This window comes from Pseudomonas salicis (assembly GCF_057128705.1).
This window is the reverse complement of the sequence record NZ_JBSKHU010000006.1, coordinates 319,534-343,922: the sequence shown is the minus strand read 5'-3', so window position 1 is coordinate 343,922 and position 24,389 is coordinate 319,534. Positions and strand designations below refer to the sequence as shown.

The 24,389-nt window shown below is 59.6% G+C and carries 20 protein-coding genes; 11 read left to right on the top strand and 9 right to left on the bottom strand.

From position 1 onward, the window contains the following. Nucleotides 1-161 precede the first annotated feature (161 nt). Entirely contained in the window at nt 162-1,523 is a 1,362-nt protein-coding gene (locus ACWKWE_RS23015; protein WP_483851793.1) for an MFS transporter, read from the top strand. Nucleotides 1,524-1,826: 303 nt separating this feature from the next. Here ACWKWE_RS23015 and ACWKWE_RS23010 read toward each other — a convergent pair whose 3' ends face one another. The 3 genes from ACWKWE_RS23010 to ACWKWE_RS23000 all read right to left on the bottom strand — a co-directional run bounded on the left by ACWKWE_RS23010 (nt 1,827) and on the right by ACWKWE_RS23000 (nt 5,806). Continuing rightward, the gene (locus tag ACWKWE_RS23010) at nt 1,827-3,503 is read right to left on the bottom strand and encodes an esterase/lipase family protein (RefSeq protein WP_483851792.1); all 1,677 of its coding nucleotides are present in this window, start codon (nt 3,501-3,503) and stop codon (nt 1,827-1,829) included. A gap of 96 nt (nt 3,504-3,599) precedes the next feature. Further along, nucleotides 3,600-4,718 (bottom strand): hypothetical protein, encoded by a 1,119-nt coding sequence (locus tag ACWKWE_RS23005; protein WP_483851791.1) that lies wholly within the window; start codon nt 4,716-4,718, stop codon nt 3,600-3,602. A gap of 212 nt (nt 4,719-4,930) precedes the next feature. Beyond that, entirely contained in the window at nt 4,931-5,806 is an 876-nt protein-coding gene (locus tag ACWKWE_RS23000; RefSeq protein ID WP_483851790.1) for a LysR substrate-binding domain-containing protein, read from the bottom strand. 356 nt (nt 5,807-6,162) lie between these two features. Here ACWKWE_RS23000 and hflK (ACWKWE_RS22995) point away from each other — a divergent pair, with 356 nt between their 5' ends. From hflK (ACWKWE_RS22995) to cfaB, 5 genes are all read left to right on the top strand, one after another. Then, a complete protein-coding gene (gene hflK, locus ACWKWE_RS22995; RefSeq protein WP_483851789.1) occupies nt 6,163-8,142 on the top strand; it encodes a protease modulator HflK in 1,980 nt (659 codons plus the stop codon). Between the two features lie 11 nt (nt 8,143-8,153). Next, nucleotides 8,154-9,200: a protease modulator HflC gene (gene hflC / locus ACWKWE_RS22990; protein ID WP_483851788.1), complete on the top strand. Its 1,047-nt coding sequence runs from the start codon at nt 8,154-8,156 to the stop codon at nt 9,198-9,200. Further along, on the top strand, nt 9,197-10,264 hold the full coding sequence (gene hflK / locus ACWKWE_RS22985) for a protease modulator HflK (RefSeq protein ID WP_166593974.1): 1,068 nt from the start codon (nt 9,197-9,199) through the stop codon (nt 10,262-10,264). Before hflC ends, hflK (ACWKWE_RS22985) begins: the two co-directional genes overlap by 4 nt. Beyond that, complete coding sequence (locus ACWKWE_RS22980; RefSeq protein WP_483851787.1) at nt 10,261-12,222, top strand: cation-translocating P-type ATPase; 1,962 nt, start codon at nt 10,261-10,263, stop codon at nt 12,220-12,222. Before hflK (ACWKWE_RS22985) ends, ACWKWE_RS22980 begins: the two co-directional genes overlap by 4 nt. Before the next feature lie 280 nt (nt 12,223-12,502). Then, nucleotides 12,503-13,687 (top strand): C17 cyclopropane fatty acid synthase CfaB, encoded by a 1,185-nt coding sequence (cfaB, locus tag ACWKWE_RS22975; protein WP_166593976.1) that lies wholly within the window; start codon nt 12,503-12,505, stop codon nt 13,685-13,687. Between the two features lie 131 nt (nt 13,688-13,818). On the opposite strand, the gene cls is transcribed toward cfaB, so the two are convergent. After that, nucleotides 13,819-15,258 (bottom strand): cardiolipin synthase, encoded by a 1,440-nt coding sequence (gene cls / locus ACWKWE_RS22970; RefSeq protein WP_166593977.1) that lies wholly within the window; start codon nt 15,256-15,258, stop codon nt 13,819-13,821. Between the two features lie 186 nt (nt 15,259-15,444). On the opposite strand from cls, the gene ACWKWE_RS22965 reads away from it, so the two are divergent. Further along, nucleotides 15,445-15,966, top strand: a complete 522-nt coding sequence (locus tag ACWKWE_RS22965) for a DUF3617 domain-containing protein (RefSeq protein ID WP_166593978.1) — start codon at nt 15,445-15,447, stop codon at nt 15,964-15,966. Nucleotides 15,967-16,228: 262 nt separating this feature from the next. Further along, nucleotides 16,229-17,479, top strand: coding sequence for an N-acetylmuramoyl-L-alanine amidase (locus ACWKWE_RS22960; protein WP_166593979.1), 1,251 nt, complete (start codon nt 16,229-16,231; stop codon nt 17,477-17,479). On the opposite strand, the gene ACWKWE_RS22955 is transcribed toward ACWKWE_RS22960, so the two are convergent. Beyond that, a complete protein-coding gene (locus tag ACWKWE_RS22955; protein ID WP_483851786.1) occupies nt 17,476-17,865 on the bottom strand; it encodes a glutamine synthetase in 390 nt (129 codons plus the stop codon). The genes ACWKWE_RS22960 and ACWKWE_RS22955 overlap by 4 nt on opposite strands. Nucleotides 17,866-17,954: 89 nt before the next feature. Here ACWKWE_RS22955 and zigA point away from each other — a divergent pair, with 89 nt between their 5' ends. Continuing rightward, nucleotides 17,955-19,157 (top strand): zinc metallochaperone GTPase ZigA, encoded by a 1,203-nt coding sequence (gene zigA, locus ACWKWE_RS22950; protein WP_483851785.1) that lies wholly within the window; start codon nt 17,955-17,957, stop codon nt 19,155-19,157. 151 nt (nt 19,158-19,308) lie between these two features. Here zigA and ACWKWE_RS22945 read toward each other — a convergent pair whose 3' ends face one another. Continuing rightward, nucleotides 19,309-19,680: an NADH:ubiquinone oxidoreductase gene (locus ACWKWE_RS22945; protein ID WP_483851784.1), complete on the bottom strand. Its 372-nt coding sequence runs from the start codon at nt 19,678-19,680 to the stop codon at nt 19,309-19,311. A 54-nt stretch (nt 19,681-19,734) separates the two neighbouring features. On the opposite strand from ACWKWE_RS22945, the gene ACWKWE_RS22940 reads away from it, so the two are divergent. Continuing rightward, the gene (locus ACWKWE_RS22940) at nt 19,735-20,697 is read left to right on the top strand and encodes a CobW family GTP-binding protein (protein ID WP_483851783.1); all 963 of its coding nucleotides are present in this window, start codon (nt 19,735-19,737) and stop codon (nt 20,695-20,697) included. A 20-nt stretch (nt 20,698-20,717) separates the two neighbouring features. On the opposite strand, the gene ACWKWE_RS22935 is transcribed toward ACWKWE_RS22940, so the two are convergent. Continuing rightward, complete coding sequence (locus tag ACWKWE_RS22935) at nt 20,718-21,110, bottom strand: DUF3301 domain-containing protein (protein ID WP_166593983.1); 393 nt, start codon at nt 21,108-21,110, stop codon at nt 20,718-20,720. Between the two features lie 252 nt (nt 21,111-21,362). Next, nucleotides 21,363-21,848 carry an acyl-CoA thioesterase gene (locus ACWKWE_RS22930; protein ID WP_166593984.1) on the bottom strand — a complete coding sequence of 162 codons (486 nt, stop codon included), beginning with the start codon at nt 21,846-21,848 and terminating at the stop codon, nt 21,363-21,365. A 306-nt stretch (nt 21,849-22,154) separates the two neighbouring features. On the opposite strand from ACWKWE_RS22930, the gene ACWKWE_RS22925 reads away from it, so the two are divergent. Continuing rightward, nucleotides 22,155-23,918 carry a cation:proton antiporter gene (locus ACWKWE_RS22925; RefSeq protein ID WP_483851782.1) on the top strand — a complete coding sequence of 588 codons (1,764 nt, stop codon included), beginning with the start codon at nt 22,155-22,157 and terminating at the stop codon, nt 23,916-23,918. Between the two features lie 36 nt (nt 23,919-23,954). Here ACWKWE_RS22925 and ACWKWE_RS22920 read toward each other — a convergent pair whose 3' ends face one another. Next, nucleotides 23,955-24,362, bottom strand: a complete 408-nt coding sequence (locus ACWKWE_RS22920; RefSeq protein ID WP_166593986.1) for an SMI1/KNR4 family protein — start codon at nt 24,360-24,362, stop codon at nt 23,955-23,957. Nucleotides 24,363-24,389: the final 27 nt, after the last annotated feature.

Sequence of the window (24,389 nt, the reverse complement as noted above, 5' to 3'; positions counted from 1 at the left end):
GCGTGAGCTTGCTCGCGATAGGTTTGTCTTTCGCTGAGGTGGTGATTGACCCTCCGCCATCGCGAGCAAGCTCACTCCTACAGTCGAATCCCGCCGGCTGGGTAGCCAGCGGGAAAATTCTGGTTTCGCTTCTCCGTCAATAACAATAACTGGAGGCAAACATGTCTGTTCAACCGGTACAAATCGATGATCTGCCCATCGGTAAATTTCACATCAAGATTGCAGGCCTGACGTTCGGTGCGCACTTCACCGATGGCTACATTCTTGGCCTGATCGGCATCGCGTTTACCTTGCTCAGCCCGCAGCTGCACCTGGATGCGTTCTGGCAGGGCCTGATCGGGGCGTCGGCGCTGATCGGCCTGTTTCTCGGCAGTCTGTTCTTCGGATGGATTTCCGATCGGCTGGGCCGACAGAAAATCTTCCTCGTCAGCTTCGTGCTGATCACGGCGGCGTCGGTGTTGCAGTTTTACGCCGAAACCGCGATGCAGCTGTTCCTGTGTCGGGTGCTGATCGGCATCGGTCTGGGCGGCGACTTCAGCGTTGGCCACGCCATGCTCGCCGAGTTCTCGCCGAAGAAACATCGCGGCGTGCTGCTGGGTTCGTTCAGCGTGATCTGGACCTTCGGTTATGTGGCGGCGACCTTCGTCGGCACGGCCATGCTTTCGCTGGGCGACGATGCCTGGCGCTGGATGTTGTCGTCCTCGGCCATTCCGGCGGCGTTGATCCTGATCGCGCGCATCGGCACCCCCGAATCGCCTCGCTGGCTGATCAATCAGGGCCGCGTCGCCGAAGCGCGCGCCATCGTCAAAAAGCACTTGGGCGACCACGTAGTCATGGACGAAGAGCGCTCCAGCGACCGTCGTTCGGGTTACGCGATTCTGTTCAGCCCCGAGTACCGCACGCGCACGCTGTTCAACTGCCTGTTCTTCGTCTGCATCGTAATGCCGTATTTCGCCATCTACACCTTCCTGCCGTCGATTCTGCAGAAGATGGGCCTGGCGGAAGGCTTCGGCACGGAGCTGATGCTGAACATGTTGTTGATTGCAGGCGCCTTGATCGGCATCTGGTGCACGGTGAAATTCACCCGCCGGGGGTTCCTGATCAACTCGTTCATCATTCTGGCGATCGCGTTGTTTGTGTTGGCGGTGCTGCCAAGCGCCTCGACGCTGCTGATGGTGCTGGCGTTTGCGTTGTTCACGGTGGTGCTGTCGGCGGTGAGCAACTTGGTGGGCGTGTTCCCGGCAGAAAGCTTCCCGACCGAAGTGCGCGCCAGCGGGATTGGTTTGGCCACGGCGGTCAGTCGGCTGGGGTCGGCGATTAGCACGTTCCTGTTGCCGGTGAGCGTGGCCGGTATTGGCTTGAGCCCGACCATGGGCATTCTCGCGGCAATTCTGGCGCTGGGGGCGATTATCTCCTGGGCGTGGGCGCCGGAAACCAAAGCGTTGACGTTGAATCAGGCGTGTACGGTGAAGGAGGGCGATGTTGCGCCCGTCATCGAGCCTTCGCTGACCTCTCGGGCCTGACGCGGTTTTACTGCGGAATAAGCGTTGCTCTGCCATACAGAGCAACGCGTATTGAGAGGGCCTTGTTACCTGTACTTGGCTAGTGCTGAATCATCTGGGTTGGAGGAGAAATAACAGCGTCCTGTTTGAACAAGCGACCCTCTCGCTGCAGCCTTTCAAATGCGGTATCGGGCCTTCGGCTTTTGTTGCTCATACTCTTTACAACTTTTGTACAGGCCAATCAGGTCCGCGGTTTTGTCAGGCTGGCCTGCCCAAAGGTAATGGCTGCAACCATGCGGGCTATCGTTCTCATGGTCTTACTCCCTAGTGGTCATCCCTATTCCACAGCCGGACTTCTATACGCAACGTTGCATCGATGCCGGGTCGCACGCCATTGGGGGTCTTCACCGGTATGTCGAAGCTCACCCCAGTGAGGTCTGGCAGGTCACGGGTGACAACCTTGTTCGTCGCCTGGTTGGGGGTCTCGCTTTGCAGGCCGCTAAAAATGGCATAGCCCGACGGCTCCGCTGGATCAGGTATGGCCTCCACCAGAATCAGCTCTCGGTAGATATAGCTACCTTCATAGTGCTGATCTTTCCAGAACACACGGTCCACGCTGTAGTCGGGTACCAATACGGCGAGGTCAAAAGCGAAGGCGACGGACTTCATCTTGCTGACGCTCTTCGTTTCATCCAAGAAAATCGAGAACAGATGAGGGCTGGCCTTTCTGCTTGGAGAGGGCGGGGCACCCGCTTGAGTCGGGAACAGGTCGTCAAAGAGCCTGTGAATCGCAGAGTTTTCCCTGACAACCCGCCGATGTATCTGCCACTGACTCCCGCGAACACTGGCGACAATCTCAAATTGATAAGAGGCCCTGACCTCTTTGCCAGCATCTTTCTCAGCCTGTACGTCAGCAGGCAGGGTCAGTTCGTCGATATCCAGTATGCCGTCGATGCGCAGGCTTCCGAACAAGAAGCGAGTCAGGTTTTGATAGCCCTCCTCGGAATTGACGATGCCGTAATGGCCAGAGTGGCTCCGGTGGGCGAAGGCCGCTGGAGAATGCACGATCTGACCGTTTTCACGGGTGAAGGTGGTGGCGTTTTCGATTCGGACCAGGCCGTCGCTGGCGTCGCCGACCGCCCAGGCACTCATGCCTTTCATGACCGTGTAATCGCTCGGATTGGTACCGACCAGATTGAATACCCGCTCCGCCGGGAAGAGCGTCAGCAGGGAGACATCAGGTTCTGTCGCAGGGATATCGAAGTATCCTGCCATGCGTTGGCGGTTGAAGTTATTGGCATCGCCGAACGTGGCCCACGCGGGCACATTACGTACGACTCTCAGATCAATGCCATTGTGCGGCGTGGCGTAGGTAAACAGCTTGTGGACGGCATTGCGAGCGTCTGGATGACCCAAAGCCGGGTTTTGTAGAAAAGCGCGGGCTACCAATCCACCCATTGAATGTGCGACCAGATAACAGCGGAAGTCCTCTTTGCTGACCTGGTTATCCAAGGGCTCGCCGGTGATGGGATCTGTACCTTGGCGGCATACCAGTTCGCGGACTCGCAGGATCAGATTACTGAGGTTCTGGGCAAAATGCTCGATGGGCGGAGTATCGCCTGTTCCGAAGGTTTCGGAGGCTTCATCGTAGTAGCGAAAGATGATGATCGACTGATAAGGCAGGGCAATGTTGGGCAGTAACGGTCGTGTCGGATCTTTGGAGTCAGGCTCGGTCAGGTCTTGGCCATCGACATAAATATCGTCGTAGCGACGGTCGCTTTTCTGGTCACTCTGGTTTAGCCAGACGACTTCATCTTTGAGGCGGACCATAGGCGATTCAAAGAAAAACTTCTGTACCTTGCCATTCCACAGTTGGCGCGATTTGGAAGAGCCGATATTGAAGCCCATATAAGGGTCAGCAACCGTCTCTTCTATCTCATCTGCCGTTGCTGCGAAGCCGCGGATATAAATAATGGGGTGATAAGGGTGATTTTTATTCATGATTCGCCCTGCGTCAGGTGGTCGAGTTCGGCCACATTCACGATGCCTTCTTACACTCGACTCAAATGACGTAGTCGACCCAGGTGTGATGTGTCCCTATTTGGTTGCCGCCGTTTTGTGCACGCCTTCCACTGCTTTCAAGACTGCGTCAATTTCTTTGGCGTGGACTTCATCGGTTTTACCGATGGGGTCCAACACTGCGCTGAGCCTGGTCGCGTTGTCTTGGACTGTCGCCTGCGCGTGGTCTTCCCTGGCAACCCTCAGTAATAGCCATGACCCACCTTTAAATAACTTTCCGCTCATATCACTCAGGTAAGGATTATGTGTCTGTTCAGTTATTGCCATGAATGCAAAATCGGGCAGAGTGTCTCGCCGTTCCATCCTGACGATTGCGTAATAACCTTCCTGCAACGGAGCACGACTCGTATTCAAGGCAACCACCGCGCCGGTGTCAGCCTTGGTGTGCCCGGTATATACCGGGTCAAACTCCATCTGATAACGCAGTTCTACATCATCCCCATTGGCGCTCAGCAACGCCCCGCCCAGGGAGTTGAGGAGATTGATGACCGGGGTGCCGGGCGCGTAGGCGGCACTCCCGATTTTTGCCAACTGCTGAAGCAACTGGCGGCCCTGCTCGTTTTCATCGTTGTCGAGTTCCATGATCGCGAGGTCGATAAAAAAGGCACCCCCTTCGAATGTTTTAGGCCCATACACTGGGATATTGAGCGCGTTGATAAGTTGGCCACTTTCACGAATGTCTTCGTTGTAATACACGACCCTGCCATTGCGCTCCATCTCTGTGGGGTTGAATGTAAGCCCGGTGGTTGGGCTGCGTTCACCGGCATTGGCGAGAATGGCTATTTCTCCCGGCGTATTTTGCGAACTCCCCAGTATCGAGACATTTCCATCCCCGCCAGGGCAGGGAACGGCGCCCTTGTTGGTGTGGGAAAACCAGTCGCCGGATCGACGGCTTTCCCTGAAGTCGCAAATGTAAGCCGAAATCAGCTTCACCGAGATGGCTTCACCTTTCGTTATTGAATGGGAATCTGGCTTGGACGGAACCAGGAAAAGGCTGGTGACATGGCTGCCATCGACAGAGTGACCCATTTGCACCGCGCCTTCGTTTTGCTGAAGGTTTCGGGCGCACCCTGCGAGGGTGCCGATTGTCGCGGCAAAAACCAGAATCCGAATGGATAGAGAGTTATCAAGCATCATGCGCATTCCTTTGTGCCGACCCAGCAGTGAGCAGTAGCGTCAATACGACCGATTGCACTCACGTGCATTCGTTTGACGTAGACAGTTACCGTTGCCCAAGAATGCTTGACGACCAAAGGAACGCTTGAAGGGTGTCTTTGAAATTAGCTCGATTTTTGGCCAGCGCCAGTGTCTTTCAACAAAATCCTGCTTTGGGGGCGTTTGGGGCTGGATCAGGGATTACTCACCAAACTCAACCACTCGGTAAACAGCTGCACCTTGGACAGCCCGAACTTGTCATTTGGGATGTCGAGCCAATAGCCGTAAGGGCCGATTACCTCGACGGGGGTGATCGGCAGCAGGCTGCCATTGGCCAGCTCGCGCTCGATCATCTGCCGGTCGATCACCGCCAGTCCGCCCCCTGACAGCGCGGTGTTGATCACCTGATCCAGCGTACTGAATTCCAGCCCTTGCGTCGCATCGACATCGATTCTTCCTACCGCGCTCAGCCAGTTCTCCCACACCTTCAGGCGCTTGCCTTCGTGGAGAATGTGCAGCAGCGGAAAACGCCGCAGGTCCGGCGCTTCGCCGTTGTCGAATAACTCGGGACTCGCCACCGCGATATGCCGCTCCATGACCAGCAATTGGCTATGACAGTGGGTGTCCGCCTCCAGTCCGAAGCGGATGTGACAGTCCACTTCCGCATATCCGTCGTGATTCGCCTGGTTGGTGATGCTCAGGCTGATGTCCGGATAACGCTGCACGAAGGTGCGCAATTGCGCCGACAGCCAGCGCGTGGCCCACGTCGGCGGAGCGAGAATGCGCAGGCGTTGGCGCAGGTTCGGTACGCGCACGGCTTGCAGCGAACGTTCGATGTGATCGAACGCCTGGGCCAGATTCGGCGACAGTGCGGCGCCCGACTCGGTGAGCGACAGGCCTCGCGGCGTGCGAATGAACAGCGTGATGCCCAGGTAATCTTCGAGCTGCTTGATCTGCCGGCTGATGGCGCCTTGGGTCACGTTCAGCGATTCCGCCGCCTTGTTAAAACTGCGGTGCCGAGCGACCTCTTCGAAGATGCGCAAGGTGTTCAACGAAGGCAATTGACGCATCGAACAGGCTCCAGCGCTGACCTTTCAAGCGGCCACTCGTGTCGAGCGGATCGGAAAGGGTGGATCAGCGGTGTGTATTTTTAGAGGAATTTTGTAGGAGGTATCTGACGCTGTGGCGCACGCCGATGCAAGGCCCGCGCGCAGAAAATGACGTCGTGGGGGCGCCCTTTGCGGGCTAACCTGTCTGCTGGCTGTCTGAGTGAATAATTCGTCATCTTCCGACGTGTTGATCAGACGAAAATTTCACGACTTCTGTTATATCGTAACGCCCCGTTAAACTGTGTTTCGGGATGCGTATCCCACGACGTGGACAGGCAGGGTAATGACTACAGCGTTCAGCAAGGTGTGGAGTGTCGATGCGGGTTGATCTGGATGTTGAAGGTGCAACGCCTGCAAGTCTGCCGAGGTTTCAGCGCGCGAGCTTTCATGCTCGGCGCCTGTCGCGATTGACCTACGTGCTGGGCACCATGGGCGTGATCGGCCTGGTGCTTTCGCTGTTCGTTGACCTGTTTTCCCCCAATTCCCTATGGACTGCCGTGCTGACCAACAGCGCCGCGAGCCTGCTGGTGCTGGCGTCGGCCATGCAGTCGGCGCAGGTGGTGGCCTTGTGGCGCGCCCGTGTCATCGCGCCGGACGACGTGGCGGTGGTGGCGGACGAAGACGTCGTCGCCGACGAGCAGGGCTGGTACGACCGCATGCTCGGTCGCATCGGCGGGGCCGGAACCTCGATGGTCGGTCAGATCGGGGCGTCGGTGTTCTGGCTCGCGGGCTGGTCACTGTTGGCGCTGATCAGCATTTCGTTGGTCTGGAACCTCGCACTAATCGGTACCAATGTCGGCCTGACCGGCAGCGTGGTCGGTGGTCTGTTGCTGCTGATCGGCTTTGGTCTGTTGGTGCTGGAGCGCCAGTTCAGCAACGAATCCGAAGCGTCGTGGCCTGAAGCCGAACAACTGGCGCAGATCACGCGCATGGCCATTGGCACGTTGCTGATCGCGGCGCTTTGTCTGTTCTTTTCGTCGGTTGAGCGGGTCTGGCCTGCGCGTCTGGCGGTGTTGGTCGGCCTGCTGCCGGGGCTGGTGGCGCTCGAATTGCTGATCCGCGCACTGCTGTCGGTTTTCAGCCCGCGCAACGACCGGCTTGAGCCGCGCCTGGTCGCGAGCAGTTTCGCTGCTGGTCTCCTGCGCTGGCCGCCGCGTCCGCTGACTGCGCTGCAGAACGAATTGCACAACCGCTTCGGCATCGACCTGCGGCAGATCTGGGCGTTTACCTACATGCGTCGCGCCTTCTTGCCCGTCATGGCCGTGATCGTCGCGTTGGGTTGGGCCCTGAGCGGCGTGCACGAAATTCCGATGCAGGGGCGAGGCATTTATGAGCGTTTCGGTAAGCCCGTCGAAGTCATGGGACCGGGCCTGCACGCCGGGCTGCCATGGCCGTTCGGGACCGTGCGGCCGGTAGAGAATGGCGTCGTGCACGAGTTGGCGACCAGCGTTTCCGAGGACGCCAACGCCAAAAACAACGACGCGGAACAGGTGCGCGATCCGGCTGAAGGGCCGCCGCCCGCGGTTGCGAACCGGCTGTGGGACGCGACCCATATCAACGATAAATCCCAAGTGATCGCCAGCGGCTCGGGCGACAAGCAGAGCTTCCAGATCGTCAACATGGACGTGCGCTTCGTCTACCGCATCGGTCTCGACGATCAGGCCGCCATGGCCGCGACCTACAACAGCGCCGACATTCCGAGCCTGATTCGCAGCACCGCCAGCCGCGTGCTGGTGCATGATTTCGCCTCGCGGACCCTCGATGAATTGCTCGGCGAGCAGCGCACTGATCTGGCCGCCGACATTGGCACTGCCGTGGCGCGGGACCTGAAGAAACTCGACAGCGGCGTGGAAATCCTCGCGACGGTCGTCGAATCGATTCACCCGCCGGCCGGTGCCGCCAACGCGTATCACGCCGTTCAAGCGGCGCAGATCAGCGCTCAAGCGCTCATTTCCCGCGAACGAGGCGCCGCTGCCGACCAGGCCAACCTGGCGCAGTTGCACGCCAGCGTAGCGCACGATCAAGCCGCCGCCGCGTCCCGCGAAGTCATGGCCACGGCGCAAAGCGCGGACCTGCGTTTCAGCGCCGAACAACAAGGCTACGCCAAGGCCGGTCAGGCGTTTCTGCTGGAGCAGTACCTGAGTCAACTGACCCTGGGCGTGACCCACGCCAAATTGCTCGTTCTGGATCATCGACTGGGCGGCACCAGCGCCCCCACTATCGATCTGCGTTCTTTCACCCTCCCGGTCGACCCTGCGGCGTCGCCAAAGTCGGCTGAACAGCCAATGGCTGAATAAGGAGTCGTCCCTTGAGTCTGTTTCATTCCCACGACCATCACGACCATTCAGGTCACGACCACGGCGGTCACGGCCATCACCATGGCCACCATCACCACGGCGAAGCGTCGGGGCCGGTGGGTTTTCCGTGGCGTCGCGCCGGGCTGGCAGCGGTGTTGATCGCGTTTGCCGTGGCAGCCGCGAGCCTGGTGCAGGTGCGTTCTGGCGAAGCCACTGTCATCACCCGTTTCGGTAACCCGTCCCGCGTGCTGCTCGACCCGGGTTTGAGCTGGCGCTGGCCCGCGCCATTCGAGGCGGCGATTCCAGTGGACCTGCGGCTGCGCACCACCTCCAGCGGCTTGCAGGACGTGGGCACTCGCGACGGCCTGCGCATCATCGTGCAGGCCTACGTCGCCTGGCAGGTGCAGGGCGACCCTGACAACGTGAAGCGCTTCATGCGTGCGGTGCAGAACGAACCGGACGAAGCGGCGCGGCAGATCCGCACCTTCGTCGGTTCGGCGCTGGAAACCACGGCGGCAAGCTTCGACCTGTCGAGCCTGATCAACACCGACGCCAACCAAGTGCGCATCGGCGACTTCGAAAACCAACTGCGCCAGCAGATCGACAAGCAATTGCTCACGACCTATGGCGTGCGCGTCCTGCAAGTGGGCGTCGAGCGTCTGACACTGCCATCAGTGACCCTCAACGCTACGGTAGACCGCATGCGCGCCGAACGTGAAACCATCGCCACCGAACGCACGGCCATCGGCAAGCGTGAAGCCGCGCAGATTCGCTCGGCAGCGGAACGCGATGCGCGCATCGTCGAAGCGGACGCCACCGTCAAAGCTGCCGACATCGAAGCGCAATCCCGCGTCGAAGCCGCTCTCATCTACGGCCGCGCTTACGCCAGCTCGCCGCAGCTGTACAACCTGCTGCGCTCGCTGGACACCCTAGGCACCGTGGTCGGCCCGACCACCAAGCTGATCCTGCGCACAGACGCCGCGCCGTTCCGCGTATTGGTGGACGGCCCGCCGAGCCTTGATGGCAAGCCGGATGGCAAAGCTGGAACGCAGCCATGAGTGAGCAGGACTCGACCCCGATCGAGCGCCCGGCGGTGAACAGCCCTTGGCTGCAAGCGAGTCGGTTGGCGTTCATGGGCTTGTATGTCGTGACGTTGCTGGCGGCACTGGGTTGGGCGGTGTCCAACGTGCGCCAGATTGATCCGCAAAACCGCGCCGTGGTCTTCCGCTTTGGTGAGCTGGATCGCGTGCAGAACGCCGGTCTTTTGCTGGCCTGGCCGCAGCCTTTCGAGCAAGTGGTGCTGCTGCCGTCAGCGGACCGCGTGATCGAACGCCACGTGGAAACGCTGCTGCGCTCGCCCACGGCCCAGGCCGCTGACAAGGTCACCAGCTTCGCGACGCCGATGAGCGACGCGCTGGCCGGTTCGGGCTATCTGCTGACGGGCGATGCCGGTGTCGTACAGCTGGATGTGACGGCGTACTACAAGGTCACCGACCCCCGTGAGTTCGTGTTGCAGGGTGAGCACGTGTTGCCTGCGCTGGATCGTCTGGTCAATCGCAGCGCGGTCAGCCTGACGGCAGCGCGGGACCTGGACACGATTCTGGTGGCGCGCCCCGAGTTGATCGGCTCAGACAGCCAGGCCGCCGAGCGCCGTGAGCGTCTGCGGGGCGATCTGGTGCAAGGGATCAACACCCGCCTCGAAGACCTGACCGCCACCGGCATTGGCCTGGGGGTGGAAGTGGTGCGGGTGGACGTCCAGTCCAGCTTGCCGCCTGCCGCCGTCAACGCCTTCAACGCCGTGCTGACCGCCAGCCAGCAAGCCGATCAGGCCGTCGCCAATGCGCGCACGGACGCTGAGAAGCAAAACCAGACTGCCAATCAGCAGGCCGACCGCACCTTGCAGGTCGCCCATGCCCAAGCGTCCGAGCGACTGGCCAAGGCCCAGACCGACACCGCCGCCGTCACCGGTCTGGCGCAATCGATCCAGAACAAGAGCGACCCGGGTCTGCTGCTGCGGATCTACCGCGAGCGCGTGCCGGGCATTCTGAAGCAGGCCGGTTCCGTGACGACGGTCGATCCCCATGACGATTCACGCCTGATCATTCAGGGAGCCGACAAATGAGTGCCGACGCCGCACATAACCACGACCACACTCACGACCACGAGCATCATCACGCGGACACCCCCGCGCCCGGCAGCATGCTGACCAGCAACGAACAGCGCAGCGCTGCGCGGCAGCTGACATTAGCCATGCTCGCCCTGGGCTTACTGGCGCTGGGGCTGGTCTGGCGATTCTTCGCACCCGAGCAGGTCGGCGTCAGCCAGTTGCTGCTGGGCGTGGCGTCGTTGCTGGTGGCGATTCCCGTGGTCAGCGCCGGTTGGTACAGCCTGCGTTACCCGAGCCTGCACGGCATCACCGATCAGCTCATCGCGCTGGCCATGCTCGGTGCCTGGGCCACGGGCGACCTGATGACCGCCGCGCTGCTGCCGATCATCATGATCTTCGGCCACGTGCTGGAAGAGCGCAGCGTCATTGGCTCGCAAGAGGCGATTCAGGCCCTCGGCAAACTCACCCGTAGCCATGCGCGTTTGATCGGGGCCGATGGCACGATTCGCGAAGTGGACAACGGCTCTCTCGTCGCGGGTGATCGCGTCGAAGTGCGCGCCGGTGATCGGGTGCCTGCTGACGGTTTGGTGATTTCGGGTCAGGCCAGTCTCGACACCGCGCCCATCACGGGAGAATCAGTGCCTCTCGAAGCGCGTGCGGGCATGGAAGTGTTCGGCGGTGCGATCAACCTCGACGGTCTGCTGCGCATCGAAGTGACGCGCATCGGCAACGAATCGACGCTCGGCAAAGTCATCGCGCTGATGCAGAACGCCGAACGTTCGAAGCCGCCGATCACGCGTTTGCTGGAACGCTACGCGGGCAGCTACATGGTGCTGGTGTTGCTGATCGCGGCGGTCACCTGGTTCATCACCAACAACGCACAGGCGATGCTCGCCGTGCTGGTGGCGGCGTGTCCTTGTGCGCTGGTGTTGTCGGCACCTGCCACGGCCATCGCCGGGATCGCGGTCGCGGCCCGCCACGGCATTCTGATTCGCAGCTCGGCGTTTCTCGAAGAACTCGCGGACCTGACCTCCCTGGTGGTCGACAAGACCGGCACGCTGACCTACGGCAGCCTGCGTTTGCAATCGGTGCAGGCCGAGGAGGGCGCGGGCGATGACGTGATTACGCTCGCGGCCAGCCTGGGTTCCGCCAGCAGCCACCCGGTCAGTCGCGCACTGGCAGGGCTGGTGGAAAAGGATCATTTGCTGGCGCTGGAAGACATTCGCGAACGTCAGGGGCTGGGGGTCATCGCACAAACAGGCCGTGGTGAAGCGGCGATGGGCCGCCCCGAGCTGTTCGCGCAACTGGGAATCGAGACCTCGCCCGTGCCCAACCATGACGGTCCGATTGCGGGGCTGGCGGTCAATGGTGTGTTCCTGGCCTGGCTGCTGCTGGCCGACAGCCTCAAGCCCGAAGCGCGTCAGGCGTTGAGCGAACTGCGCGAGCTGGGCATGGGGCGTCAGTTGCTGCTGACCGGCGACCGTCAGAGCGTGGCGGACATCCTCGGTGCCGAAGTCGGCATCAGCGACATCCACGCGCAGGCATTGCCGGAAGACAAACTCAACCGTGTCATGGGCGAGATCAAGAGCGGCTTCCGGCCCATGGTTGTGGGCGATGGCATCAACGACTCCCTCGCACTGAAGGCAGGTGTCGTGGGTGTGGCGATGGGGGCGGGCGGTGCGGACATTGCGCTGGCGTCTGCCGACATCGTGCTGATCGGCAGTGACTTGCGTCGTCTGGGCACATGCGTGCGTCTGAGCCGCCAATGTCGCTCCACGCTGCAGGTGAACGTGATTATCGGGCTGGGATGGACGCTGGCGATTGTCGCACTGGCAGCCTTTGGCGTCCTCGGTGCGGCGGGCGCGATGATCGCCGCTGTGCTGCATAACCTCAGCACGCTGCTGGTTTTGGGCAACGCAGGGCGCCTGTTGCGCTTTCACGAACCCATCGCGAAATTTCACATGCCGTCGTAAGTCTTTGATTCGGCGCCCTCTCTGAGAGCGCCGGATTAGACGCCTGCACTAAGTATAAAAATTCGCTTGAGCTTTGAAGAACTCTGTAACAAATTACCTATCAGTCATGCAGAGGGTGCTCCATTGCAGGCTTCAAATTGGCTCGAAACCTGGGGGCATGGAAGTACCCGGCAGTAGGTTCCACGTTGTCATTCATAAAAGCCGATAGCCTGACGGTTCCTGCTCTGGAACCGGTTTTGGACTACCCTTTTCCGTGTTTCTGGATCAGGGGGTTTTCTCAATGCTCGCGCAACTTCCACCGGCGTTACAGAAGCTTCACTTACCACTGCGACTCAAGCTCTGGGATGGCAATGAAGTCGAGTTGGGGGCAGACCCCAGCGTCACGATTGTCGTCAAGGACCCCTCGCTGGTGTCCGATTTCACTCACCCAAGTCTCGACCTCCTGGGCAGCGCCTTCGTTGAAGGCCGTCTGGAGCTCGAAGGCTCGATCAGCGAAGTCATGCGCGTCTGCGACGAGCTGACGGCCGCGCTGGTGGACGAGGATGACGATGTCGTCCCGGTGCGCACCGAGCACGACAAGGAAACCGACGCCAAGTCGATCTCCTACCACTACGACCTTTCCAACGACTTCTACCGGCTGTGGCTGGACAAGGAGATGGTCTATTCCTGCGCCTACTTCAAGACCGGCACCGAGACGCTGGAGCAAGCGCAGCAGGACAAATTCCATCACCTGTGTCGGAAACTGCGCCTGAAGCCTGGGGAATATTTGCTCGACGTGGGCTGTGGCTGGGGCGGATTGGCCCGCTTCGCTGCCCGAGAGTACGGTGTGAAAGTGTTCGGCATCACCCTGAGCCGCGAGCAACTGGCGCTGGCGCGGGAGCGCGTGAAAGCCGAAGGTCTGGAAGACCGGGTTGAGTTGCAACTGCTGGATTATCGCGACCTGCCGCAAGATGGCCGCTTCGACAAGATCGTCAGCGTCGGCATGTTCGAACACGTGGGCCACGCCAACCTCGAGCTGTACGCCAAGTGTCTGTTCGGCGCGGTGAAGGAGGGCGGTCTGGTAATGAACCACGGCATCACCGCCAAGCACACCGATGGCCGTCCAGTGGGGCGCGGCGCCGGAGATTTCATTGATCGTTACGTGTTCCCGAATGGTGAGCTGCCGCACTTGGCGATGATCAGCGGGTTCATCAGCGAGGCGGGGTTGGAAGTGGTGGACGTGGAAAGTCTGCGCTTGCATTACGCCAAAACCCTCGATCACTGGAGCGCCCGTCTGGAAGAGAAGCTCGACGTAGCGGCGGCGATGGTGCCGGAACAGGCCTTGCGGATTTTCAGGCTGTATCTGGCGGGTTGCGCGTATGCATTTTCGAAGGGGTGGATCAACCTGCATCAGATTCTGGCCGTGAAGCCCCGAGCCGATGGTAGCCACGACCTGCCGCTGACGCGGGACGATCTTTACCCTTAACAGCGCAGCGATCCCCTGTAGGAGCGAATTCATTCGCGAAGCGGTTTTACAGTCGATGGATGTGCGTCGGATGTAACGGCCAATCGCGAATGAATTCGCTCCCACACGGGGCGTGAGCCTCCGCGAATAAATCACAAAATCGGAGAGATCAACCGCGCCACGCGCATCCCCAGCTGCTGTAAGTGGTGGGTCTCTTTGCTTTCCTCAATGGAAATCTCATGGGCCTGGGCGAAATCGTCGCTGAGCATGGCTTCCACCTCCCGCGCAAACTCCTCGTCCACGGTCAGCAGCATCAGCTCGAAATTCAGGCGGAACGAGCGGTTGTCCAGATTGGCGCTGCCGATCGCCGAAATCTCGTTGTCCACCAGCACCACCTTCTGATGCAGGAACCCCGGCTTGTAGCGGAACATCCGCACGCCCGCGCGCACCGCTTCGAACGCGAACAGGCTGGACGCCGCGTAGACCGTGTAATGGTCAGGTCGCGACGGCAGCAGCAAACGCACATCCACCCCGCGTAATACCGCCAGCCGCAAGGCCGCCGATACCGCTTCGTCCGGGATGAAATACGGCGTGGTGATCCACACGCGCTCGGTTGCGGCATGAATGGCTTCCACGAAGAACAGCGAGCAGGTCTCTTGCGAGTCAGCCGGGCCGGTGGCGAGGAACTGGCACAGCACGCCGTCTTCGGGGTAGCTCTCCGGCAGGATCAGCGGCGGCAGTTCGCGGGTTGCCCAGAACCAGTCCTCGGCAAACGATTCCTGCAAACACGCCACCACCGGGCCGACGATGGACACGTGCGTGTCTCGCCACGGCGCCAGCGGTGGCTTGAGGCCCATGTATTCGTCGCCGACGTTATGGCCGCCGACAAACCCCTTCACGCCATCCACCACGACGATCTTGCGGTGGTTGCGGAAGTTGACTTGAAAGCGATTGAGCCATCCGCCGCGCGTGGCAAAGGCTTTGATTTGTACGCCGCCTGCCCGAAGTTTTTCGACGTAGCTGGCGGGCAGCGAGTGGCTGCCAATACGGTCGTACAACACGAAAATCTCGACGCCCTCGGCGGCCTTCTCTAACAGCAGCGACTGCAATCGGCGCCCGAGCCCATCGTCATGAATGATGAAAAACTGCACGAACACCACGCGCTTCGCCGCCCGTATCGCATCGAAAATGGCCGTGAACGTGGCGTCCCCGTTGATCAGCAGTTTCACTTCGTTGTTGGCGAGGCACGGCATCCGTCCCAGCTTGGGCATGGCGCGCAGCGACTCATAGGCATCCGAGCGCCGTGCCGCGACGGCTTCTTCGATCCAGGGTTTCCAGTTGAAATCGACGATGGCATTGCGCATCTCGTTGTTGGCCTGACGACGCGCCTTGATGTAGGCGTCGAAGGTGCTGCGGCCAAAGACCAGATAAGGAATGAGTGTGATGTAAGGGATGAAAATCAGCGGCATCGCCCAGGCAATCGAGCCTTGTGCGGTGCGCACGGTCAGCAGAGCGTGAATCGCTGCTACGATGCCGAGCAGGTGAGTAAAACCAAGCAGATAGCCAAAGAAATACGGGCTGTGGTAATCCATGCGCAACCTTGTGTTCGAGGCGTATAGGTGTCTAACAGACCACAGCGGGCGGGGATTGTCGCTATTTTATTCTGGCTGCAACTGGTTATCGGATTCGCCGTCTAAGCGTCATCGTCTAGCGACCTCGCTCGGTCTCGCTGGCATGCCGCAATCACACTGTTTCAGGCAAAAAAGGAAAACAGATTCATGAAAAAGCGCGTATTGGCGTTGATGGTTTGTCTGGCTGCGCCCTTCGCTCAAGCGCAAGTGCTTCAGCCCGGCTTGTGGGAGCTGACGTCGAGCAACATGCAGGTCGATGGCCAGCAGATGCCGGACATGCAAATCATGCTCGCCCAACTGCAAATGATGGCCCCTGAACAGCGTGCGGCCATGGAACAAATGCTGGCAAAACAAGGGATTACCTTGGGCGGTCAAGGCGTTCGGGTGTGTCTGACGCCCGAACAGGTGAAGAACGAGCAGATTCCGCTGACCGATCCCAAGACCGGCTGCACTCAGCAAATCACTGACCGCAACGGGCCTACCTGGAAATTCAAGTTCAGTTGCCCACGTGCCCAAGGCACCGGCACTGCGCAGTTCTTGAGTGATCGCCAGTTCACCACCCACGTCATTGGCTCGTTCAATGCCACCGGCCAGCAGCAGAATGGCAGCATGGACACTAAAGCCGTGTGGCTGGGCCAGAACTGCGGAACGGTCAAACCGCGCACTTAACTCGCTGCAGTACGACCGTTCGTCCGAACGCCCCGTTTACCGGGGCGTTTTTATTTTCAGCGCCAGATTCGTGTCCATGTTCCACGTGGAACATCTTGTTGTTTCACATGAGTTTTTGCCTGTTACCCCTTGTTTTAAAGCGGAAAACTCAGCGCATTTCTGTAAAAAGCTTCATCTTCACCGAATGACCTGCATGTTATATTGTTACGAAGAATGTCGTTTCTATCCGGGCTGGGATGCTCATCTTTTTTCGGAACGTGTCATGCATCGACGTCAAATGCTGCTCAATATGCTTTTGGCCAGCGCCGCCTTCGCGCTCCCTTTCTCTGTCAATGCTGCCAATGCCGCGCAGATTCGCAACGCCCGTCTCTGGCGTTCCGATAACAAGCTGCGACTGGTCTTCGACCTCAGTGGCCCGGTGCAGTACAAGACCTTCACCCTCAGCGCCCCTGAACGCATCATCATTGATGTGAGCGGCGCGCGTCTGGAAGGCAACTTCCCTGAGCTGGCGCTGGAAAACACGCCGATCAAAGCGATTCGTTCGGGCCATTTCGGACAGGGCGACACGCGCATCGTGCTAGACCTCGCATCGCCCGTGCAGCTCAACAGCTTCCTGCTCGGTCCAGAAGGTGCGCAAGGCAACCGGTTGGTGGTCGATCTCGGTAACGATTTGAAGCCACATGTGCCGGTGCAACTGGCAGCTGCGCCCGCCGCGCTGGTCAAGGAACCGCCTCCACCCGTGCTGGACAAAGCGCATCCGAAGCGCGACATCATGGTCGTGGTCGATGCCGGTCATGGTGGTAAAGACCCTGGCGCTGTCGGCTCCAAGGGTGAGCGCGAGAAAGACGTGGTGTTGTCCATCGCGCAACTGCTCGCTAAGCGGTTGAAGCGTGAGAAAGGCTTCGACGTGCGTCTGGTGCGTAACGACGACTTCTTCGTCCCGTTGCGCAAACGCGTAGACATCGCTCGCAAATACAACGCTGACATGTTCATCTCGGTGCACGCCGATGCGGCACCGAGGCTGACGGCTTCAGGTGCATCGGTGTTCGCGTTGTCTGAAAACGGCGCGACCTCGGCCACGGCCCGTTTCATGGCTCAGCGCGAGAATGGCGCGGACTTGATTGGCGCGACTAGCCTGTTGAACCTGAAAGACAAGGACCCGATGCTCGCGGGCGTGATTCTCGACATGTCGATGAACGCGACCATTGCGGCGAGCCTGCAACTGGGTCACACCGTGCTCGGCAGTCTGGAGGGCGTCACCACGCTGCATCAGAAACGCGTCGAGCAGGCCGGGTTTGCGGTGCTGAAATCGCCGGACGTGCCGTCGATTCTGGTCGAGACCGGCTTTATCTCCAACAGCCGCGACAGCCAGCGTCTGGTGACGGCGCGCCACCAACAGGCCGTGGCGGATGGGCTGTTCACCGGGATGAAGCAATACTTCGAGGCCAACCCACCTGCAGGCTCGTTCATCGCTTGGCGGCAGGAGCAAAAGGCGGAACAGGCGGTCGTTTAACGACAGCCCATCACGCGATCACAGGTGATCTTGCTCCGGCTGCCGCTGGAGCTGGACACCCGGCTGATCGTCGTCCAGCCGACTTTCTGGATGTACCCCACCCAGGCCTCGCCATCCGAGGCCAACCCCGTGAAAAACGTCATCGAGCCATAACGGCTGTTGGTTTGCGCCCACGTGCGATTGCCCACGCTTTCGTACCCGCGCAAATACATCGTCGTGCCCGACATCGCCACGCTGTACTGGTTGTTATAGGCGTCGATGCACGCCAGCAACGTTGCGCTGCGCGTACATAACGCCCGGTCCAGCCTCGGCGACGGAGGTGCAGCCCACACCTGTATGCCTAGCAGCAGAGCAAACCCGGCGAAAACGTTGGAAACCCTGACCATCGAGCGGACCTTGTAAAAAGTGTTAGCAGGTTTGTATTGTTATACTATAACGTAAAAAGCACCTGAACTTGCTACCTGATGAGACCTCCATGAACCGCCTCCCCGTAACCGTCCTGTCCGGCTTTCTCGGTGCCGGTAAAAGCACGCTGCTCAATCATGTACTGCGCAACCGCGAGAACCTGCGCGTCGCCGTGATCGTCAACGACATGAGCGAAATCAACATCGACGGTAGCGAAGTCCAGCGCGACGTCAGCCTCAATCGCGCCGAAGAAAAACTCGTCGAAATGAGCAACGGCTGCATCTGCTGCACCCTGCGTGAAGACCTGCTGGAAGAAGTCAGCCGGCTCGCCAAGGATGGGCGCTTCGATTATCTGCTGATCGAGTCGACGGGCATCTCCGAGCCGCTGCCGGTGGCCGAGACGTTCACCTTTCGCGATGAGTCAGGGCAGAGTCTCGCCGATATTGCGCGGCTCGACACCATGGTAACGGTGGTTGATGGCCTTAATTTCTTGCAGGACTATCAGGCCGCCGAAAGTCTGGATACACGCGGGGAAACGATGGGTGAAGACGACGAGCGCTCGATCACCGATTTGCTGATCGAACAGGTCGAGTTTGCCGACGTGATTCTGATCAGCAAGATTGATCTCATCAGCACCAGCGACCGCCTTGAGCTAATGGCCATCCTCAAAAGCCTCAACAGCCAGGCCGAGATTTTGCCGATGGTGATGGGCGCGGTGCCCTTGGGCAAGATTCTGGATACGGGCCGTTTCGACTTTGAGCGGGCAGCTCAGGCGCCGGGCTGGCTGAAGGAATTGCGTGGCGAACACACACCGGAAACCGACGAGTACGGTATCGCGTCGACAGCCTACCGAGCGCGTCGCCCGTTTCATCCGCAACGCTTCTTCGACTTCATCAACCAGCCATGGACTAACGGCAAACTGCTGCGCTCCAAAGGGTTCTTCTGGCTGGCGAACAAGCACCAGGAGGCGGGGAGCTGGTCCCAGGCGGGTGGGCTGATGCGCCATGGCTTCGCCGGTCGCTGGTGGCGTTTCGTGCCCAAGGCCCACTGGCCGCAAGATGAGGAGAGCACAGAGGTCATCATGCGCAGCTGGCTGGCGCAGACCGGAGATTGCCGTCAGGAGTTGGTGTTCATCGGCCAGAACATCGACTTCGCACAGCTGACCGCTGATCTCGATGCCTGTCTGCTGAGCGACATTGAAATGGCCGCCGGTGTTGAAGCCTGGGCGCAGTTGGATGATCCGTTTGGTGATTGGCATGGTGAGGCTGCGTAGCGCCTCCGAACACCCGAAACATCTGTAGGAGCGAATTCATTCGCGAGAGGACGGTACATTCGATAGAGATTTGTCGAATGTACCTACGCATCGCGAATGAATTCGCTCCCACAGGACTGTGTGCATTCGTCAGATCAAATGGTTTGGATGCTCACTGCGCCTTCCACACCCCTTTGCTCTGCTCCTCGCAGAACGGCTTGAGGAACGCGGCGTCGCTGGCCACGCCGTAATAGTGAATGTTCTGCCGATAAGGCATATTGGCGACTTGCGCGTTGCTGCACTGGCCGAATGACCCGCTCGGGCACTGTTCGGCGTAGGTCACTTCGATTTTCTGATCCTTCAACTGCGGTTTGCAGAAGCCGTCGTGGAACAGATCGGGCGGAATGGTGAGATTTTCCTGACAGACTTTCACGTCAAGCCGCTCGGCCTGGCTGTGGACTACACAGGATTCGGCCCACGCCTGACTCGACGTGACCGCCAACAGCACCAACGCCAGCCGCGTGGGCAGCCAGATTGCTCGCATTCATTACCTCCGTCTGCGCTCGTTCTCGGGAGCGACGTTCAAGAATGGCCGGACATGCTGCAGAACATCCCCACCCATGTCATTGCTGGCCCTTTGGGCGCAGGCAAGACCAGCCTGATCAAGCACCTGTTGTCGCAGAAACCGCCGAATGAACGCTGGGCGATTCTGATCAACGAGTTCGGCCAGATCGGTCTGGACGCGGCACTGCTCAGCACGGCGCAAGATGGTATCGCACTTGGTGAAGTCGCTGGCGGTTGCCTGTGCTGCGTCAACGGTGCGCCGTTTCAGATCGGACTGGGTCGATTGCTGCGCAAGGCTCGGCCGGACCGACTGTTCATCGAGCCGTCCGGTCTCGGGCATCCCGTCCAGCTGTTGAAGCAATTGCGAGAGGCGCCGTGGCTCGGGGTGCTGGCCGTTCAGCCCAGCGTCATCGTTCTGGACGCTCGGGCCCTTGCAGCCGGAAAACCTCTCCCGCCGACTCAACAAGAGGCTGTGGGAAACGCCGGTCTGTTGGTGCTTAACAAATCGGAGGGGCTGAACGCCGCGGCCCGAGACACCCTCGTCACGATGCTGCCCGAACGCGCTGTGTGCTGGACTGAATCTGGCGCGCTGCCGCTGCAACGCTTGCCCGGCATCGATGCAAAAGCCAATGAGGGTGTGGATAAGTTCGTTGCGTTCCGATCTCTTGCTCAATTGCCAGCGGTCTGGGTCGACCCGATGACGCCGATTTGTCTGAGTCAGGCTCAGCCTGAAGGCTGGAGCATTGGCTGGCGTTGGCACCCGGAGCGTATTTTCGATGCGGCCAGAGTCCAAGGTTGGCTGCGAAGCCTTGAATGGCGCCGTGCCAAGCTGGTTATCCACAGCGGATCGGGGTGGGTTTCGGGCAATGCGCTGGAGAGCGGCGAGTTTGAATGGGCGCCGAGTGAATGGCGCAAGGATTCGAGGCTTGAATTGATTTTCAATGAACCTCAAGCCGAGGTTCAACTGACCGCGCAGCTCGCGAACTGTATGGCCTAGCGCTGCTTATCCACAGCGGCTTACTGCTTCCACTTATTGTGCTCTTGCCGCCATTCGGCGAGCTGGATGATTTCGGCCGTCGGCTTCGGGTCTTTGATTTCAAACGGGTAGGGCGCCAGTTCGATCTGCGCAGTGTGTGCGCCAAACATCGTGATCGTGCCGGGGTGGCGTTGCTCGCCCGTCACCGTGAATTCGAAGTTGTACACCCGGGCCAGACGCTTGCGGCCTTCGTTGTCGCGCTTGAACGCGATACGGCGCAGCGCCACGTTGCCGTCGAGCAATTCGATGTCGAGCTTGGCGCAGTGCTGTTTGACACGCTCCAGCGCCCGTTCACGTAGACCATGGGAGTGCCACAGCCAAGCGCCAGCAGTCGCCAGCAGCATCAGGACGAAAATATTGCCCAGGGTCAGCATGGAAAGAGAGCTCCAACAGAAGGTGTCCAGCTTAACTGCGTCAGGTCACTGACAGCCATAGTGCGTCCGTTTAATTTCGCTTCACTTCGTCCGCCTGCGCTGTTGCTGTGCTTTACGGCCACCGTTACCCATTGAACTGAGGGAGGCCGCGCCTTAGCGAATGCGGTAGGCCAGTTGCAATGTGTTGACTGACCCATCGCATTCGCCAGCCAGCCGACTCCCCCAAGACGCATTACGCCTGATCGACGTTGCTCAAATCCCATCCTCGCGAATTTCGCGATAGCGCTTTTCAAGCTCCTGGCGCAATTGGCGCCGCTGCTGCGCTTGCACGTAGCGGCGCTTGTCTTCGCTGGTCTGCGGATCCAACGGCGGAACGCTGGCCGGTTTGCGTTGGTCGTCCACCGCCACCATGGTGAAAAAGCAGCTGTTGGTGTGACGCACCGAGCGCTCGCGGATGTTTTCCGTCACCACCTTGATCCCGACTTCCATCGACGTGTTGCCGGTGTAGTTCACCGAAGCCAGGAAGGTCACCAGTTCGCCGACGTGAATCGGCTCGCGGAAAATCACCTGATCCACCGACAGCGTCACGACGTAACGACCGGCGTAACGGCTCGCGCACGCGTAGGCGACTTCATCGAGGTATTTAAGAAGAGTGCCGCCGTGCACGTTGCCAGAAAAGTTGGCCATGTCCGGGGTCATCAATACAGTCATCGACAGCTGGGCGTTTCCGGGTTCCATAGCGTGCTCACGGTCTGGTTGGGTCAATTGGCACCTCGGATGGGTGCTCGAAATAAAATCGGCTATCAAAACCAACACTATCGGGACGCTGGCAGCCGGGCTGCCGTCACGCCTGAGGTCGATCTGTTTCCATATATTGCACCGGCTTCATCGGCTTTTGTGCGGTGTTAACCTGCGAAAACCCTTGGATGGGGTATTTCCTGCGTTCCGCTCAGAAATTTCTGACTCTGCTGGCGATCTTTCGCACAGCAGCCGTCTCCTTTTCAGCATGAACGCGCATCTTTAGTCGTCACAAGGAGCCGCGCCATGCATGCCATCAGTTTCATTCAGGACCTGGCAGTCATCATGCTGGTGGCTGGCGTGGTCACCGTTCTCTTCCATCGACTCAAACAACCGGTCGTCCTCGGCTATATCGTCGCCGGGTTCATCATCGGGCCGCACACTCCGCCATTCGGCCTGATCCACGACGAAGACACCATCAAGACCCTTGCCGAACTGGGCGTGATCTTCCTCATGTTCTGTCTGGGACTGGAATTCAGTCTGCGCAAACTGTTCAAGGTCGGCGCTACGGCGTTCGTCGCCGCCTTCCTCGAAATCATGCTGATGATCTGGATCGGCTATGAAATCGGCCAGTATTTTGGCTGGAGCACCATGGATTCGCTGTTCTTGGGAGCGATTTTGGCCATCTCCTCGACCACGATCATCGTCAAGGCGCTCAACGACCTGAAGATGAAGAACCAGCGTTTCGCCCAACTGATCTTTGGCGTGCTGATCGTGGAAGACATCCTCGGCATCGGCATCATCGCGCTGTTGTCGGGCATTGCGGTCAGCGGCTCGGTGAGTTCCGGTGAAGTGTTCTCCACCGTCGGCAAGCTTTCGTTGTTCATGATCGTCGCGCTGGTGATCGGGATTCTGCTGGTGCCGCGTTTGCTGGCCTACGTCGCGAAATTCGAAAGCAACGAGATGCTACTGGTCACGGTCCTGGGCCTGTGTTTCGGCTTCTGTCTGCTGGTGGTCAAACTCGAGTACAGCATGGTGCTGGGGGCATTCCTAATTGGCGCGATCATGGCCGAATCGAAGCAACTGGCGAAGATAGAGCATTTGATCGAACCCATTCGCGACATGTTCAGCGCAATTTTCTTTGTCGCCATCGGCTTGCTTATCGACCCGCAGATCCTGCTCGCCTATGCATGGCCCATCGCTGTGATCACCGTGGCCGTTGTCCTGGGCAAGATGCTGTCCTGCGGCCTGGGAGCGTTTATCGCGGGGAATGACGGCAAGACTTCGCTTCGGGTCGGGATGGGGCTGTCACAGATTGGCGAGTTTTCTTTCATCATCGCGGCGCTCGGGATGACCTTGCAGGTCACTAGCGATTTTCTCTACCCGGTGGCGGTGGCCGTGTCGGCGATCACTACATTGCTCACACCGTATCTGATTCGGGCTGCCGATCCACTGTCCCACACGTTGGCGAGGATCATGCCTACGCGAGTGGCCCGGGTTTTCGGTCTGTACGGAGAGTGGCTGCGCAGCATTCAGCCACAGGGGCAGGGGGCGTTACTGGCTTCGATGATTCGCAAGATCCTGCTGCAAGTGGGGGTGAATCTGGCGCTGGTGGTGGCGATCTTCTTCTGCGGTGCTTATTTCGCCGAGCGCATTGGGGATTACTTCAGCGAATGGGTCAGCGAAGTCGGTCAGCAGAAGGCCTGGATATGGGGCGCTTCTTTACTGTTGTCGCTACCGTTTCTGATCGCGGCCTATCGCAAGCTGAAAGCGCTGTCGATGCTGTTGGCCGAGATGAGTGTGAAGCCAGAGATGGCGGGCAGGCATACCGCACGCGTACGCCGAGTGATTGCGGAAGTGATCCCGTTGCTGTCGCTGGTGGTGATTTTCCTGCTGATCGCCCTGCTGTCGGCGAGCATGCTGCCGACTCACGAATGGTTGCTGCTGATCGTGATCGTGGCAGCGGTCGTGGCGGCGGTGCTGTGGCGCTGGTTCATCCGCGTGCACACCCGCATGCAGATCGCGCTGCTGGAAACACTGGGGAATCATCACGAGCCTTCAGAGCATTGAGCCGCTGAAGGCTTCCCTGCGTGCGTGGGAAATGTCTCAGCTTTCCAGCCAGACATCCCGCGCCCAGTGCCAGACCGATTCCCAGCTTTCTTCGGTGACGAGTTCTTCTTCGCCGGACCACAGCACCACAGTGCCGTCTTCTTCAACGCAGTAGTAATCTTCGCCATCTTGGCAGATCGGGATGAGCTCGCGCGGAACACCGATGTCCCAGGCATTTGCTGCCACGTCCGGCAGGTAGGTATGAGATTGCGGATCGGTGACAGTCACCGGCTCCAGGCTGCCGTACACCACGTCGCTGACGGTCAGCAAGAATTCCTTGAAGACGAAAGGAATGTTGATGAACAGCTGCTCTTCGATTTCGACAAGCTGATCTTCGTCCGGCAGCTCAAGCGGGACGGGAACCGGCTCATTGGCTTCACGGAGTTGTTCGATGACTTCTTCCACGACGTGGATCCTCTAACGGTTTCGCGG